This window comes from Kribbella sp. NBC_00709 (genome assembly GCF_036226565.1).
GTDB lineage: Bacteria > Actinomycetota > Actinomycetes > Propionibacteriales > Kribbellaceae > Kribbella.
In genome coordinates this window covers 3,589,205-3,604,170 of sequence record NZ_CP108996.1, presented here as the reverse complement: position 1 = coordinate 3,604,170, position 14,966 = coordinate 3,589,205, and the positions used below count along the sequence as shown (strand labels likewise).

Annotated in this window: 14 protein-coding genes; 3 read left to right on the top strand and 11 right to left on the bottom strand. The window is 69.3% G+C overall.

The window, feature by feature from the left end; genetic code table 11:
• Positions 1–11: 11 nt before the first annotated feature.
• Positions 12–1,544 carry a MocR-like pyridoxine biosynthesis transcription factor PdxR gene (gene pdxR, locus OHA18_RS17755; protein ID WP_329005219.1) on the top strand — a complete coding sequence of 511 codons (1,533 nt, stop codon included), beginning with the start codon at positions 12–14 and terminating at the stop codon, positions 1,542–1,544.
• A gap of 77 nt (positions 1,545–1,621) precedes the next feature.
• On the opposite strand, the gene OHA18_RS17750 is transcribed toward pdxR, so the two are convergent.
• Both OHA18_RS17750 and OHA18_RS17745 read right to left on the bottom strand, forming a co-directional pair.
• Positions 1,622–2,587 carry a hypothetical protein gene (locus OHA18_RS17750; RefSeq protein WP_329005218.1) on the bottom strand — a complete coding sequence of 322 codons (966 nt, stop codon included), beginning with the start codon at positions 2,585–2,587 and terminating at the stop codon, positions 1,622–1,624.
• Positions 2,588–2,600: 13 nt separating this feature from the next.
• Positions 2,601–3,887 (bottom strand): MFS transporter, encoded by a 1,287-nt coding sequence (locus OHA18_RS17745; RefSeq protein WP_329005217.1) that lies wholly within the window; start codon positions 3,885–3,887, stop codon positions 2,601–2,603.
• Positions 3,888–4,055: 168 nt separating this feature from the next.
• Here OHA18_RS17745 and OHA18_RS17740 point away from each other — a divergent pair, with 168 nt between their 5' ends.
• A complete protein-coding gene (locus tag OHA18_RS17740; RefSeq protein ID WP_329005216.1) occupies positions 4,056–4,847 on the top strand; it encodes a hypothetical protein in 792 nt (263 codons plus the stop codon).
• A 47-nt stretch (positions 4,848–4,894) separates the two neighbouring features.
• Here the strand turns inward: OHA18_RS17740 and OHA18_RS17735 are convergent, their stop codons facing one another.
• The gene (locus OHA18_RS17735) at positions 4,895–5,239 is read right to left on the bottom strand and encodes a sterol carrier family protein (protein ID WP_329006129.1); all 345 of its coding nucleotides are present in this window, start codon (positions 5,237–5,239) and stop codon (positions 4,895–4,897) included.
• Between the two features lie 89 nt (positions 5,240–5,328).
• Between OHA18_RS17735 and OHA18_RS17730 the strand changes: the two genes are divergently transcribed.
• On the top strand, positions 5,329–5,958 hold the full coding sequence (locus OHA18_RS17730; protein WP_329005215.1) for a hypothetical protein: 630 nt from the start codon (positions 5,329–5,331) through the stop codon (positions 5,956–5,958).
• On the opposite strand, the gene OHA18_RS17725 is transcribed toward OHA18_RS17730, so the two are convergent.
• The 8 genes from OHA18_RS17725 to tmk form a co-directional block, all read right to left on the bottom strand.
• Entirely contained in the window at positions 5,955–7,496 is a 1,542-nt protein-coding gene (locus tag OHA18_RS17725; protein WP_329005214.1) for an alpha/beta hydrolase, read from the bottom strand. The genes OHA18_RS17730 and OHA18_RS17725 overlap by 4 nt on opposite strands.
• Complete coding sequence (locus tag OHA18_RS17720) at positions 7,493–8,533, bottom strand: PSP1 domain-containing protein (protein ID WP_329006128.1); 1,041 nt, start codon at positions 8,531–8,533, stop codon at positions 7,493–7,495. Before OHA18_RS17720 ends, OHA18_RS17725 begins: the two co-directional genes overlap by 4 nt.
• Positions 8,534–8,620: 87 nt before the next feature.
• Complete coding sequence (locus OHA18_RS17715; RefSeq protein ID WP_329005213.1) at positions 8,621–9,184, bottom strand: hypothetical protein; 564 nt, start codon at positions 9,182–9,184, stop codon at positions 8,621–8,623.
• On the bottom strand, positions 9,181–9,678 hold the full coding sequence (locus tag OHA18_RS17710; protein WP_329005212.1) for a SigE family RNA polymerase sigma factor: 498 nt from the start codon (positions 9,676–9,678) through the stop codon (positions 9,181–9,183). The genes OHA18_RS17715 and OHA18_RS17710 overlap by 4 nt, the downstream gene beginning before the upstream one ends.
• Positions 9,679–9,822: 144 nt before the next feature.
• The gene (locus OHA18_RS17705) at positions 9,823–10,944 is read right to left on the bottom strand and encodes a DUF4190 domain-containing protein (RefSeq protein WP_329005211.1); all 1,122 of its coding nucleotides are present in this window, start codon (positions 10,942–10,944) and stop codon (positions 9,823–9,825) included.
• A 27-nt stretch (positions 10,945–10,971) separates the two neighbouring features.
• Positions 10,972–11,682 (bottom strand): DUF4190 domain-containing protein, encoded by a 711-nt coding sequence (locus OHA18_RS17700; protein WP_329005210.1) that lies wholly within the window; start codon positions 11,680–11,682, stop codon positions 10,972–10,974.
• An 88-nt stretch (positions 11,683–11,770) separates the two neighbouring features.
• On the bottom strand, positions 11,771–12,979 hold the full coding sequence (locus OHA18_RS17695) for a DNA polymerase III subunit delta' (protein ID WP_329005209.1): 1,209 nt from the start codon (positions 12,977–12,979) through the stop codon (positions 11,771–11,773).
• On the bottom strand, positions 12,976–14,961 hold the full coding sequence (tmk, locus tag OHA18_RS17690; protein ID WP_329005208.1) for a dTMP kinase: 1,986 nt from the start codon (positions 14,959–14,961) through the stop codon (positions 12,976–12,978). Before tmk ends, OHA18_RS17695 begins: the two co-directional genes overlap by 4 nt.
• Between the last annotated feature and the right edge of the window lie 5 nt (positions 14,962–14,966).

Genomic DNA, 14,966 nt, shown 5'->3' with positions numbered 1-14,966 from the left:
ACAATGGTCCTGTGAACAGGTCCAATCCGGGGAGAAGTGGTAGGTCCATTGGCGGCGCGGACTTCCTCCAGCTGGATCCGGCCGAGGCGCCAGCCGGCGGTCTCGCGGACTGGCTGACCGATCGCCTCCGCATCGCCATCTCCACCGGCCACCTCTCGGTCGGCACTCGCCTCCCCGCCACCCGCACCCTCGCCACCGACCTGGGCATCTCCCGCGGCGTCGTCACCGAGTCCTACCAGCGCCTCACCGAAGACGGCCACGTCGCGGGCCGCGGCCGGGCCGGCACCGTCGTCGTCGGAGCTCCCATCGGTGCCACACCCGTAACGACAGGACGTAGTCGTCGACGCATACCTCCTCGCCCGCCTGAGGCTCCGAGCCAAGCGAGCGACACCTCCTGTCGTTCGGCCGAGAACCTTGTTCTGAGTGATGCCGGGCTCGAGATCTTCGACCACCTGCGGGCGGCCCCCGCGCGAATCGATCTGACGCCCGGGGTGCCGGATCTGGCCGCGTTCCCGCGGACTGCGTGGTTGCGGGCCGAGCGTGCGGTCCTCAACGACCTGGAGGCTGCGCACTTCGGGTACGGCGACCCAGCCGGTACGCCGGCGTTGCGGCGAGCTGTCGCGGCGTGGCTGGCGCAGAACCGCGGGATCGCGGCGGACCCGGACGACCTGATCATCGTGGCCGGTGTCGCGCAGGCGATCGGCCTGGTAGCGCAGGTCCTCGAGCACCGCGGCGTCCACGAGATCGCGGTCGAGGATCCCGGTTCACTCGGCTCCCGGCAACACCTGCAGAACTGGGGCATGCACACCCCACCCATCCCGGTCGACGACCGCGGTCTACAGGTCGACGTACTGCGGAAGTCCGGCGCCGGCGTGGTGATGGTGACCCCGGCGCACCACTTCCCGACGGGCGTCGTACTCGAAGGTGAGCGTCGGCGTGAGCTGATCCAGTGGGCCGCGGACGGCGGGCTGATCATCGAGGACGACTACGACGCCGAGCACCGGTACGACCGCCCGCCGGTGCCGGCGCTGCGCGCGATGCTCACCGACCACGTGATCTACACCGGCAGCATCTCGAAGCTGCTCGCGCCGGCGCTGCGGATCGGCTGGATGCTCGCGCCTCCGCAGTACAAGGACGACCTGATCGGCCGCAAACGCCTGGCCGACCTGGGCAACGCCGGCCTCCCCCAGCTCACGCTCGCGCACCTCATGGAGTCCGGCGACCTCGAACGTCAACTCCGCTTCCTCCGCCGCCGGCACCGTACACGTCGCGACGCGATGGTCACCGCCATCCGCAACTACTTGCCCACCGCAACGATCCACGGCGCCGCCGCCGGCCTGCACCTCACCATCACCTTCGACGACACCACCGACGACGTCGCCCTGGCCGCGGCGGCTCTCGCCAAGGGAATCAAAACCCACCCGCTCTCCTGGCACAGTCAACTCCCCCATGCTCCCGGCCTGGTCCTCGGGTACGCCGCCCGCACCACCACCGAAATCACCGAGGCCATCACCACCATCGCCGCCGTACGGAAGAACGGGTAGTAGTCGCGTCCGCCCCGCCTGAACTCCCCGGCGGCAGGCCGAATCAGCCGACCACTACCCGTTCTTCGGTACAGGGTTCAGCGGGTGTAGACCGGCGACATTGCGAGGGCGAACTGGGTCATCAGATCCGGGTTGATCGCGCGGGCGGGGAGGGGGACCAGGTCGACCAGCTTGTCGTCGCCGACGCGGATCGTGGTGCGGCCAGTGGCGGTGTCGACGTACCCCTCGTCGCCCAGAGGGATCGGCTGAGACGTGGACGCCTTACGGATCGGGGCCATCAGCGCCTCGGCTTGCGGAGTACGGCGGACCGAGGTGGACAGCACGCTCGTCGTGGTGACCCAGCCGCAGACCAGATCACCCAAGGGCGTCTCGCTGTCCCGCCGGACCATCGCGGCCGTCCCCATGACCTTCTCCGCCGCGGACGAACCGCGGTCACAGTCCGGCTGCGTGATCCACCCGTTCGTGGCGGGCAGACCGGGCGCCTGCCGGACCACTTCCTGACCGAGGAGGACATACTTCGCGAGCGTGGCCTTGGGCCCGGCGATCTTGTACAGCTTGCCGTCCAGCAGGAACACCACGAACGTGCTCGTCCCGTATCCGCCCCCGCCGACGATCGCCGGCTTGGCGGGCTCGCCCTTCGTCGCCGCATACGCCTTCTGCGTCGCCGCCAGCGTCGCCTTAGTTGCCGGAAGCACCGAAGTCTCGACGTTCAGCACCGGGCCGTTCGAGGCCGTACTGAGCGTCAACTGACAGACGTCGTACGTCGGAATCCCGAAATCGGCCGGCGGTGTCTTGGGCTGGATGTTCGCGACCGGCACCGCCAGCGCCGACTGCACCAGGGTGGCGTCCATCCGCACGCACAACGTCTCAGCGACCTTGGCCGGCCCGCTCGGCGTCTCGGACGGCGTTTCCGACGGGGTCACCGAGGCGGCCGGCGTAGAGACCGATACCAGCGGCGGAGCGCTCGGCGCGTTCTCCTGCCCAGGACCGCTGCAGCCCGCGAGGAGTCCAGCGGCCAGCGCGGCGGCGATCAGGATACGCATGATGCTTGGAAGCCTAACGGGCCGCGCGGAGGTCCCTTTCGCGGACGGCGTGTTCGTCGGTACGGGCGTCGTAGCGCCAGAACTCGCGCAACCAGCCGGCGGTCGCGACGACGCCGACGACGCAGAGGGCGCCACCGCTGACGATCGCGGTCCGGACGCTGGTGAGATCGGCGACGACACCGGAGCGGGCCTGACCGCCGAGCGGGCCGAGTGAGTACCCGAGCATCTCGATCCCGGCCAGCCGGCCGCGCATCTCGTCGGGGATCGTCTGGTTCCAGATCACCGAGCGGAACAGCACCGACACCATGTCGGCGGCGCCCGCGAGGGCGAAGAACCCGATCGCGAACCAGATGTTCGGCGCCAGCCCCGCCACCCCGACCGCGGCGCCCCAGCACATCGTGGCCAGTACGACGGCCCGCCCCTGGTGATGGACGTGTTTCGCCCAGCCGCTGGTCAGGCTCGCGCACATCGCCCCGATCGCCTCGGCGCTGTAGAGGAGACCGAGCAGTTTCGGTTCCTTCAGGACCTCCGTCGCGAACGCCGGGAACAGCACGATCGGCATCGCCAGGAACATCCCGACCATGTCCACCAGGTACGTCGCCAGCAGGTCCTTGCGGCGGAACGCGTAGACGATTCCGCCGCCGATCGCGCGCAGACTCGGCGCGGTGGTGTGGTCACCCGCCCGGTACGAACCCAGCCGCGTGTAGAGCAACGTCGCGAACACGATCCCGGTCAGCTCGACCGCAAACGCCCAGGTCACGCCCACTGTGCCGACCAGGACACCGCCCAGCGCCGGACCGGCGAGCTGGCCGACCTGCCCCGTCAGCGAGCTCAGGGCGACGGCGGCCGGGATCTCCTGATGGCGGACCACGCGGGGCAGTAGCGCCTCTCGGGACGGCCGCTGCAGCGAGGAGGCGACGGCATTCAGCGCGCCGCAGACGTAGATCAGCCAGATCTGCGGGTTCGGCAGCAGGGTGTTCGTGACCATCAGTGCCGAGATCACGACCTGGGCGATGCCGGTGCCGACGAGCAGTTTGCGGCGTTCCACGTGGTCGGCGAGCGCACCGCCGTACAGCCCGAACACGACCAGTGGTGCGATCGTCACCAGACCCATCGCGCCGACGGCGAAGTTCGATCCGGTGAGCTGGTACAGCTGGTACGGCAGCGCGACGTACCCGACCATGCCGCCGAGGAAGAACACCGATCCCGAGACCAGCAGGATGCGGAAGTCGCGGGAACCACGCCACGGGGTCAGATCGACGCGCAACCGGGCCAGTCGCGCGCGGAGACTTGCTGCCACCGGGCCATAGTGTCAGGTCCGACCTGTCCGGACGAACCTGATTTCCGCCCACCCTTTCGACCAGCGTCGAAACCTCCAGGCCCGAACCCGTGCCGGTCCTACGGTGGAACCGATTGGTTGCCTAGGGCGTCAATCTTGTCCCTCCCGTGAACAGGAAAGAAGAATCGGATGATCTCGATCAAGTCGGCCGGCACCAGGCTGCTCGCCACGCTCGCCGCGGGCGCGGCGGCCGGTGCCACCCTGCTTGTTCCGTCCGCGGCACAGGCCGCCGGTACGGCGTCCGCTGCCGCCACCAGCACGACCGCAGTCTCGTCCTTGCTCACGTCCGGCCAGTACCTGAAGCCGGGCCAGTACCGTCGCTCGCCGAACGGGATCTACACGCTCATCATCCAGACCGACGGCAACGCCGTCCTCTACAAGGGCCGCACCGCGCTCTGGGCCTCGATGACGAACCGCAAGGCCTCGAGCCTGATCATGCAGCGCGACGGCAACCTGGTCGTCATCTCCGGCCGTACGGTGGTCTGGGCCAGCAACACCGCGGGCAGCACCGGCGCCTTCCTCGCCGTGCAGAACGACTCCAACCTGGTGATCTACAACACCCGCAAGAAGGCGGTCTGGTTCCGCCACATGGTGATCGGCACGCTCGGCTCCGGCCGGCTGCTGAATCCCTACGACATGCTGTTCTCTCCGAGCCGGGTCTACCGCCTGCAGATGCAGACCGACGGCAACCTCGTGATGGTGAAGAACGGCAAGACCCCGGTCTGGTCCACCAAGACCATCAGCAAGGGCGCGTACGCCGTCATGCAGCAGGACGGCAACTTCGTCGTCTACAGCGCCGCGAAGAAGGCACTGTGGTCCAGCAAGACCGTCCGGAAGGGCTCAGTGCTGCAGATGCGGGACGACGGCCGCCTGGTGATCGTGTACGGCCGCACCGCGGTCTGGTCCACGTCGGCCCACTGATCCGAAAGTCGTGAGCCGCGGTGCTGCAGGGGAGCACCGCGGCTCATTCACGTCCGGACCAGCGGTAGCAGGCTGCTCAGGTCGGTGCGCTCACCGCTGGCGCGGAGTTTGCCGGTCAAGCGGGCATCGGCCCAGGTGGTGCGGCCGAGCGCGACGTCGATCCACAGTTCCGGCGGGAGTTCGATCACCGCACCCGGCGTACCACGGGTGTGTCGCGGGCCCTCGATGCATTGCACGGCGCCGTACGGCGGGACGCGGACCTCGACGGCGTGACCTGGAGCCTTCGCGACCAGGATTTTCAGCAATTCCTTGGTGAGCAGTTTCAGGTCGGCGCGCTCCGCCGTACCGTCGTTGTACCGCTGCAAAGCCTGCTGGAACGCGGGTTCGGACATCTCCACGACGTGCCAGCGTACGCGTGGGTTTGCGATGACGCCCCTCTCGTCGGCGATAATCGGGCGGGAGAGAGGGAAGCGAGGTCGGGATGCTCACGCCCAGGCACCAGGCGCTGCTGATGACACTGGCGGGAATGACCGTCGGAGTAGCCGTGTTCGGCACGGTGCTCGCCATCAACGGCGGCAACCCGTTCGCCGCCAATGACACCTCGGTGGGGATCGTGAGCTCGGCTCCGCCCAGCGCCCCGGCCTGTGCCACCTGTCTCCAGCCCGACTCGCTGCAGTACGCCGTGCAGAACTTCGGCACCGACGACGACCCGGTGTCCGCCGAGGTCCCGACCGGGTGGAAGAGCGCCCAGGACGGCACCCGGCCGAAGTTCCTGGACCCGACCGGTGTCTGGCAGATCCGGTTCGACACGCGGGGCAGCAAGCAGACCCCGGACCAGCTGGTCGCGGCCCGCGAGCACAGCATCGACGAGCGCAACCTGCAGGTCCTCAGCCGGGACGACGGCACCCTCGTCTACACGTACACCGATCAGGCCCGCGGGCCGCGGATGGGCCTGTCGCGCTGGGTCTCGATCGACGGCGGCAAGACCTCAGCGGTCGAGATCACCGTCGGCGGCCGCCCGCAGGACGAGGCCGGCCTGCGCGCCGTGCTCCAGCACGCGACCGACACGCTCAAACTGCCGGTCGCGTCCGGCGACACCCGCCCGAACTAACACTTGATATCGGCAGCGGGCGTGTTGCCCTGCACGAGGTAGCTCTCGACGACGTTCTTCACACAGGCGTTGCCGGACAGGTACGCCGTGTGCCCGTCGCCGTCCCGCGTCACCAGGACACCGCTTTCCAGCTGGTGCGCCAGGCCGACCGCCCACTCGTACGGCGTGGCCGGGTCGCGGGTCGTGCCGAGGACCATGATCGGCTTCGCACCGGGCGCCTTGATCTTGTGCGGCTGGTTCACCGCCTTCACCGGCCAGTTCGCGCACGACACCGACGACCACGCCAGGAACTCGCCGAACCGCGGTGACGCCGCCTTGTACGTCGCCACGTTCGCCTCGATCTGCGCGATCGAGGTGAAGTCCGGGTGATCCAGGCAGTTGATCGCGATATTGACCTCGTTCGAGTTGTCGGCGTACCCGCTCGGCTGACGGTCGGTGTACTCGTCGGCGAGCGCGAGCAGGCGGGCGCCGTTCCCGGCGAGCCCGTCGGCGACGGCGTCCTCGAGCCGCGGCCAGAAGTCCTTCAGGTACAGCGGGTAGATCAGGCCGAGGATCACCAAGGCCTGCGTGACCTGGCGTTTTCCGTCGCCGGGCAGCGGATTCGCGTCGCTGTCCTTGATCAGCTGGTCGATCTTCGCCAAGATCTCGGTCTTGCTGCTGCCGAGCTTGCAGGACCGCTGCGCGCAGTCCTCCGTGAACGCGTCCAGCGCCGTGTCGAAGCCCTTCGCCTGCGCGATCCCCATCTGCTCGTTGGTGATCGACGGGTCGATCGCGCCGTCCAGCACCATCCGGCCGACGTTCTTCGGGAACAGCTCGGCGTACGTCGCACCGAGGTAGGTGCCGTAGGACATCCCCATGTAGTACAGCTGCGGGTCGCCGACGATGCCTCGCAGTACGTCGATGTCGCGCGCCGCGTCCTTGGTGGACAGATGCGGCAGCAGACGACCGGAACGCTGCTCGCAGGCGGCGGCGAAGGCCTTCGCCTCCTTGTCCAGGTCGGTGACCTCGGCCGCGTCGTCCGGGCTGCCGTCGGCCGCGATCATCGTGTCCAGCTGCTCGGTGTCCAGGCACTTGACCGGCGTCGACTCGCCGACGCCGCGCGGATCCCAGCCGATGATGTCGAACTTCCGCAGCAGCGACGAGCCGAACAGCATCGGCGCCTGCCCCGCGAAGTCCTGCCCGGAGGCGCCCGGACCGCCCGGGTTGATGAACAGCGTGCCGATCCGTCCGCCGCGGTCCCGGGCCAGCACCTTCCGCGCCCGCAGCTCGATGGTCTGGCCGGTCGGCTTGGTGTAATCGAGCGGGACGAGAATGGTCGCGCACTGCTGGTTGGAGCCGCAGCGCTCCCAGTCCGGCTTCTGCTGGTAGAACTTCTCCAGCCCGGCCGGAATGGGGCCTACGGGTGCGCTGGGCGGATTGCCGCCGATGCCGGGCACCTCGGGACCGTCACCGGCGTTCTGGGCGCGACTGGCCACCCCACATCCGCTCGCCAGGACCGCAAGAGCTGCCACCAGTACGGTCGACCTGCGGAATCTCACTGCCGGGTTTCTCCCTCGTCGTCGTGGTGCAGGCGGCGGCGCCGGCGCGGTTTCCGGGCCCTCCGCTCCTCGCGGCTCTCGTTCTCCGGTACGACGTCCTCGGCCGGGGTACCGGCTTCGACCGTCGGTCCGGCTGCTTCGACCGGCTCGGCGGTGGGCACGTCGACCGCGGCGGCGGCCGGTCCGTCGACCGGCGCGGCGTCCGGGGTCGTCGTACTGGATGCCTCGTACTGCTGCCGCGGCGAGCACACGTCCGCCCTGCTGCAGGCGCAGCGCCGGCCCGAGGCCGCCAGCCGGACGACCACGGTGTCGCTCGGCACGTTGTGCCCGACCACCACTCCATCACCCGCGGGGGTCTCCACCGCGGTCCCGAGCGCCGGAGCCTTCGCGTTGAACTCCTGGTACAGCGGGTGCTCGTACTTCAGGCAGCACATCAGCCGGCCGCACGCGCCGGAGATCTTCAGCGGGTTCAACGGGAGGTCCTGGTCCTTCGCCATCCGCACGCTGACCGGCTCGAAGTCCTTCAGGAACGTCGCGCAGCACAGATCCCGCCCGCACGGCCCGATCCCGCCCTGCAGGCGGGCCTCGTCGCGGGCGCCGACCTGGCGCAGCTCGATCCGCGCCCGGAGCGCCCGGGCCAGATCCCGCACCAACTCGCGGAAATCCACCCGATGCGGCGCCGAGAAGTACACGATCACCAACTGGTCGACATCCGCCCGCCGGTCGACGAAATCGATCCCGACCACCTTCATCGGCAACCCGTGCTGCCGGATCGTCCGCTTGGCAATCACCCGCGCATCGGCCCGCCGCTGCCGGTTCTGCTCGTCCCGATCCAGGTCTGCCCCGGTCGCGATCCCCGCACACAACGGCAGCCCACCGACCTCCTCGGTGACGTACTGCGGCGCCCACACGCACTCCGCCACCTCGGGCCCGTCGTCCGTAGGCACGAGCACCTTGTCCCCCACCCGGGGCCGAAACTCACCCGGATCCAGGTAATAAAGCCGCCCGTACCGCTCGAACGACACCGCCATCACCATGCCCACGCCGTCAGAGTACTTGCCCGCCCCGCAATCTGACGCGCGGAACAGCCGCCTCGCCTGCTGCGCGCGAACTCCAGCCGGTTGCTATCGGGGGGTGCTGATGGTGCCGACCATCCAGAGGTGGCCGTTGGTGGCGCAGTCTCGGCCTGTCCAGGTGTCCTGGAAGTTGTCGGCGCCTCCGCCGCCGATGATCATGGGGGTGCCGGATCGCGCGACGACCTTGTTCGCGGCGTCGAGGATCTCGAAGGACTTCGAATCTCCGCGGACGGTGTAGCCGCGGGGCCACACGAGCGTCACGTCGGAGTGATCCGAAGCGCGAACGCAGCCGTTCGCGTCGGCGGTCAGCCTGGCCTGCAGTGCCGCCTCCATCCCGCTGGGGCCATCGAAATCAGATCGGACGATCCGAGGCGGTACGGCGGCCGTCGACTGACCACTGACCGGCGGCGACTGTCCGCCAGGGCGAACGGCCCACGTGGCGCCCGCAATGACGACAGCGGCAGCCAGCGCCGTACCCCCGACCGCGAGTCGTCGGCCCCGGGTCCGGCGGCGCCGGATGCGCACGGTGACGGCATCTTCGGCCATGTCGACGGCGTCGCGGCCCGCGGCGGCGGTGGCTCGGAGCAGGTCTCGCAGGTCGTTGGCGCTCATTGGGTACTCTCCTCGGTCACGCCGAGCTGGACGGCGAGCTTCGCCCTGGCGTTGGACAGGTGGCGTTTCACGGTGCCGTCGGTGCAGCCGAGCTCGTCGGCGATCTCGGCGACTGTCAGGTCCTCGTAGTAGCGCAGGACGACGCACACACGCTGCTTCGGAGACAGGTTCGCCAACGCCCTCCGTACCTCGTCGGCCACCGCGAGCCGGTCGTCGTCGTAGTGCGGTACGTCGACCAGCAGGTGGCGGGTCGCGTTCCACCGCTTGAGCCGGCGGCGGCCGTCGATGTACTGATTCAGCATCGCGCGCCGTACATAGGCCTCGAGCTGGTTGACGTCATCGTTGATCCGGCCGCGGCCGAACACCCGCGTGAGCGCTTCCTGGATCAGGTCGCCGGCAGTCGTCGGGTCGCCGGTCAGCAGGTAGGCATAACCACGGAGCGCGGGGCCGCGCGCAGCCAGCAATTCCCGGAACGCCCGCTCCCAGTCGGCCACACCACCACCCCATTCCCTCACCGACGTAGACGAACAACCAGGTGCCAACGTTGATGGTCCGCCAGAACAATTCTCAGACGGTGGTTACCCGAATCGGTCGGGCTCAGGAGGCCTGCGGGTCGTCGCGGAGCGCGAGGGCGGCTGTTAGCGGTGGCTGTTTTTGACGGTGGTGGTTAGTTTTTCGTGGTCGGGGCCGTAGGCGGCGCAGACTACGAGGCGGTCGTTGTCGGCCCAGAGGGACTGGGTGGGGGTCCAGTAGAAGAGGTCGAGTTCGGAGTCGTCAGGGGATTTGCCGACGTAGCTGGTGAAGTCCGGGCTGCACGCGCGGTCGGCTGCTTTGTCGACGCCGCTGTCGCCTGGGTACGGGCCGTCGGGGAGGGTGACGTCGGAGATGACCTCGCCGTCGTGGACGGCTGTGCACGGCTGGCGGACGACCTCGTCCTCTTCGTTGCCGTCGTTGAAACACTCACCCACGGCCAGGTCGTCGACGGTGGTCGTCGGGCCGCTGGAGTACGACGAAACCGGCTCCGGTGAGGAGTAGTCGTCGGATGTCGAGCCGAACGCGATCACGAGGCCGATCAGGGCGAGGTACCCGATAGTCACCAGCGAACCGATCACCAGCCCGGCGATCGCCATCCCCTTGCCGGCCTGCTGGCGGCGCTTGATCTGCACGAGCGCCGCGATGCCGAGGCCGACCGCGACCGGCGCGGACAGGCCGATGAAGATCCCGCCGATCCCGGTCGCCAGCGCCGCGGCCGCGAGCCCGTTGGTCCCGCCCGACCCGGAGTAGCCGTACCCATACCCGTACGGCGCCGGCGCCTGCCCGTACTGCGGCGGATACTGCCCCGGCCCATACCCCTGCCCGTACCCCGGCGGCGGCTGCTGCCCGTACTGCGGCGCCTGCCCAGGTTGCTGAGCCTGCCCGTACTGCGGTTGTCCGGAGGACTGCTGGGGTTGACCGTACGGCTGCTGGGGTTGCCCGTACTGCGCTTGGCCGTAAGACTGCTGCGGTTGTCCAGGAGCCACCCACGGCGACGACCCGGTCTGCTGGGGATGCGCCTGCTCGGGCCGCCCGTACGTCGGAAACGCCCGTGTCGACCCGGCCGCCGGGCCGGGATCCTGCGCCGGAAACGCGCGGGTCGGATCCTGGGCCGGGAAGACCTGGGTCGGGTCCTGGGCAGGCAGCGACTGGGTCGCGTCCTGGGTCGGGTCGTGCGGCCGGTCCTGCGGCCGCTCCGGATCCGGTCCGTACGGTGGCTGAGTCACGCTACCCCCACTGCTCCCCGGCGGGCACTACCGCTGTGATCCGCGCATCGTACCCGTCAGCCGGGTCCCCGGCATCCCGACCAGACACAGGACGTTGCCGTCAGCAACGTCACGATTTTCCAGTACGACGTAGTACATGTCCAGCTCGGACCGCTCGTACGGCTTCCCGATGAACTCGACGAACGCGCCCGCACACTGCTGCGTCGCCACCGTCCCGGTCTGCGCGACGGACAACCCCACCAGCCCCGCGCGCACCTTCGCGTATGCCTCGCCGGTGTGCGGTGCGGCGCAGTCCGCGATCGTCACCAGCTTCAGCGCGTCGGCGTCCAGGTCCGCGTCGAAGCACCGGCCGACGCTCACCTGCGAGATCGACACCGTCCGGCCGATCCCTTCCTGCCGCTCGTGCACCAGGTTGAGCGTCACCGCGACGGTGGTCGCGATCACCCAACACAGCGAAACGACCAGAGCGGCGTACGCGAGCCGCTTCCCACGACCGCCGGTGCGCTTGATCCGGCGCAACGCGATCGCGGCCAGCACGACCGCGATCGGGACCAGTCCGGGCAGGCTGGTGGCGAGCGCCGCGACGGCGTACCCGTCCTGCCGCTGCTGCGCCGGGGTCGGGACGCCCTCCAGCCAGGACTCAGCCGACGGCAACGACGGCCGCACAGGCTGGATCTCGGAGGGCGGCTGGTTCATCGGTGTCCGATCGGCGAAAAGTGCCCGAGCGGTCTGCTTCACCCGGACACCCAGTCATCGGACCCGCTGGTCTCGGTGTTACAGCAGCTGCCCAGTTATCGGACGTGAATCCCAGAACGTGACCAACGCCTCAGCGCAGCACCCGGCGCGGAATCGTGAATCCGTCGTTGCGCCCCTCGAACAACCCGATCGTCATCGCCTCGAGCGCGACCAGCGGGGCGACGTTCGCCTCGATCGCCTCGCGGCAGGTCGCGATCGCGTCGATCCGGCGGACCGTCTGCTCGGGCGTGGTCCGTGCGGCCAGTTGCTCGATGTTGCGCTGCAGCTCGGCGTTGATCAGCTCGCTGCCGGACCGCGTCTGCACCACCATCACGTCCCGGTACAGCGCCATCAGATCAACCAGTGAGCGGTCGAGCACGTCGCGTTCCCAGCGTTTGGCGCGCGCCTTCTGCTGGTCCTCGAGCTCCTTCAGCGCGGCGTTCGCCTCGCGTGGTTTGGCGCCCTTCGTCCCGACCCCGAGCGCCTGCTCGAGTGCGGCCCGCTCCTTCTCGTCGACCTTCTCGGCGCTGGCCTTCGCCTCGACCTTGGCCGCCTCGACCAACTGTTGCGCAGCCTTCAAACAGGCTCCGAGGTCGCGCAACGCGAACGGGACCTCGAGCACCTTGTTCCGCCGCTCGCGGACCTCTTCGTCGCGGGCCAGGGCCCGCGCCCGGCCGATGTGTCCCTGTGCCGCCCGCGCCGCGAACCAGGCCAGATCCTGATCCACGTCGAGCGTCCGGCCCAGCATCTCGGCCACCGCGGCGACCGGCGGCGTCCGCAGCACCAGCAGGCGGCAGCGCGAACGTATGGTCGGTACGACGTCCTCGACCGTCGGCGCGCACAGCACCCAGACGGTCCGTGGCGACGGCTCCTCGATGCTCTTCAGCAACGCGTCCGCGGCCTGCTCGGTCAGGCGATCCGCGTCCTCGATCACCATCACCTGCCAGCGGCCCTGCGTCGGACTCATCGCGGCCCGGCGGACCAGTTCGCGAACTTCGCTGACCCGGATCGACAACAGCTCGGTCCGGATCAACGACACATCCGGGTGCGCGCCGCTGAGCGCCGTACGGCACTCGTTGCACTCGCCACAGCCCTCGTTCGCACACTGCAACGCGGCTGCGAACGCCCGGCCCGCGTTCGACCGGCCCGATCCGGGTGGGCCGGTGATCAGCCACGCATGGGTCATCCCGGCGACCGCGGCGCCCTTCTCCCCACGCAGTACGCCGGCGGCGCCGGAGACAGCCTTCCGCAGCACGGCGACCGCCGGGTCCTGGCCGACGAGGTCGTCCCACACACTCATAGGCCCACCTTGGGGAGGATCGGTTGGAGTCGGGCGCGGATCTGTTTGGCGATGTCCTCGCGGTCCTGCGTGGCGTCGAGGATCAGGTAGTACTGCGGCTCGGCCGCGGCCAGCTCGAGGAACGCGTGCCGCACCCGCTCGTGGAACTCGTCGGACTGGGCTTCGATCCGGTCCCGCTCCTCGAACCGGCCGAGACCGCGTTTCGGGGGCAGGTCGAGCAGGATCGTCAGGTTCGGCCGGAGGTCGTCGGTGGCCCAGCGGTTCACCCGCTCGACGTCGGACAGGTCCAGATCCCGCCCGGAGCCCTGGTACGCCAGCGCGGAGTCGACGTACCGATCGGTGATCACGACCGCACCCGCCTTCAGCGCCGGCTTGATCACCGAGTCGACGTGCTCGGCCTTGTCGGCGGCGTACAGCAACGCCTCCGCACGGTGTGAGATGTCGCCGGTCGCCGGATCGAGAACGATCTGCCGCAGTGTCTTGCCGAGCTCGGTCGCGCCCGGCTCGCGGGTCAGCAGGACCTGTTGCCCCTGCTCTTCGAGCCATTTCACCAGCAGCGCGGACTGCGTCGACTTCCCAGCGCCCTCGCCGCCCTCGAACGCGATGAACAGGCCAGTGGTCGGATAGTCACCACGCGTCTTCCCGAAGCTCCGCCGTACGTCGCGCCAGAACGGCACGCCCGGACGGTCGTCCATCTGCCGCCAGGCGAGCAGGCCGATCACGCCGGCCAGGATCGCCGCCGCGAGCATCGTCATCGAGGCGCCGTTGTACGTCGCCGAGTGGCCGCTGATCGTCCACGTGTGCCGGCCGATCGCACCGGCGGCGAACGGCGCGATCGCCAGCGTCACCGCGAGCACCGTGCGGACGGCGGACTGCACGAACGCGAACGTCCGCCCGCGAACGGCGTCCGGTACTTCGAGGCCGAGCAGCGTGTACCCGGAAACCCAGGAGCCGCCGGCGCAGAACCCGAGCAGGATCGCGATCATCGTCGCGATCTCGATCTGCTGGATCAGCGCCAGTCCGGCCAGGCAGATGCCGGATCCGACCAGCCCGGCCGCGAACAGCCGCCGCCGGGACAGTCCGGAGAAGATCCGCGGCCCGAACCCCATCCCGAGCGCGAGACCGCCGAAAACGGCACCGAACAGCACGCCGTACCCGGGGTCGCCGGCCCCGAGACCCTCGACGTACGTGCGGCCGAGGCCGATCACGACCGCGCCGGCCGCGAACGCGCCGGAGATGCCGACAACCAGACCGCGGACCACCGGCGTGCCGGTGACGTAGGACCAGCCCTCGACCATGGTCCGCCACAGCGTCGGGTGGTCCTCGTGCTCGTGGATCGCGCGGCCGATCTCGGCAACCGACACGATCGCCAAGGCGGAGATGACGAAGGTCGCCGCGTTCACGTACACGGCCAGGTCGATGGCGAAGTCACCGGCCCAGCGGGAGACCAGAGTGATCGCGGTGAAGATCGCCGCGGCCGGGAGAGCCGTGCCGTACGTCGTGATCAGGCTGAGCTGGTTGGCCGCCTCGAGCCGGTGCCGTGGAATCAGGTTCGGCACGCTGGCGTCCTTGGCCGGACCCCAGATCAGGCTGACGATCTCGATCAGCACGGTCGCCACCAGCACCCAGGTCAGCGTGCCGACGATCGGGATGCTGACGAAGAACGCGGCCCGGACCAGGTCGCCGATGATCATCGTCCAGCGCCGGTCCAGCCGATCCGCGATCCAGCCCGCCACCGGTCCCATCACCAGCGCGGGCAGCACGCGCAGGAACAGCACGCCGCCGATCGCGAAGTTCGCCGCCTGGTAGTTGTCGCCGGCGAACGACTTCGCCATCGCGGTCAGCGCCAGCAGCCCGATCCAGTCGCCGAGACTCGACAACCCGAACGCGATCCACAGCCGCCGGAACGCCCGGATCCGCAACACCGCGCGCACGTCATGCGCCGGTGCAGGATCAGTCAGCGGGTCGTAAACCTCCGGCACGCCTA

What these genes read in the sequence shown, in the direction of transcription:
- OHA18_RS17750 (WP_329005218.1), bottom strand. Translation starts at nt 2,587, where the DNA reads ATGCGTATCCTGATCGCCGCCGCGCTGGCCGCTGGACTCCTCGCGGGC.
- OHA18_RS17740 (WP_329005216.1), top strand. Translation starts at nt 4,056, where the DNA reads ATGATCTCGATCAAGTCGGCCGGCACCAGGCTGCTCGCCACGCTCGCC.
- OHA18_RS17735 (WP_329006129.1), bottom strand. Translation starts at nt 5,239, where the DNA reads ATGTCCGAACCCGCGTTCCAGCAGGCTTTGCAGCGGTACAACGACGGT.
- OHA18_RS17730 (WP_329005215.1), top strand. Translation starts at nt 5,329, where the DNA reads ATGCTCACGCCCAGGCACCAGGCGCTGCTGATGACACTGGCGGGAATG.
- OHA18_RS17720 (WP_329006128.1), bottom strand. Translation starts at nt 8,533, where the DNA reads ATGGTGATGGCGGTGTCGTTCGAGCGGTACGGGCGGCTTTATTACCTG.
- OHA18_RS17715 (WP_329005213.1), bottom strand. Translation starts at nt 9,184, where the DNA reads ATGAGCGCCAACGACCTGCGAGACCTGCTCCGAGCCACCGCCGCCGCG.
- OHA18_RS17695 (WP_329005209.1), bottom strand. Translation starts at nt 12,979, where the DNA reads ATGAGTGTGTGGGACGACCTCGTCGGCCAGGACCCGGCGGTCGCCGTG.